The sequence below is a fragment of the Lactobacillus gallinarum DSM 10532 = JCM 2011 genome, assembly GCF_001434975.1.
Lineage (GTDB): Bacteria > Bacillota > Bacilli > Lactobacillales > Lactobacillaceae > Lactobacillus > Lactobacillus gallinarum.
In genome coordinates, this window is record NZ_AZEL01000040.1 from 1 (window position 1) to 244 (window position 244).

1 protein-coding gene is annotated in these 244 nt (G+C 32.8%); it reads right to left on the reverse strand.

All coding sequences use genetic code 11. The features are described from left to right. A partial coding sequence (locus tag FC37_RS10410; RefSeq protein WP_162255101.1) for a hypothetical protein occupies positions 1–244 on the reverse strand: 244 nt, incomplete at both ends.

The window sequence follows — 244 nt, forward strand, 5'->3', positions numbered from 1 at the left end:
TATTAGCATAGTAACCATAGGCATCCTTACCATCCCATTTGTATTGAGTACCACTACTATTTGGTTTCTTTCCCCAAATATATGGTACCCACTTTGTACCATCACCATTAAAGTGAATAGTTACATCAGTAGCATTACTAATTACATGTAGATCAGGCTTTTGAGTTTGTTCTTTAGGTATTGATGCAAAACTTTCAGTATAGTAAGCTGTATTGTCTTTATTTACCAAATATATATTAGTTGG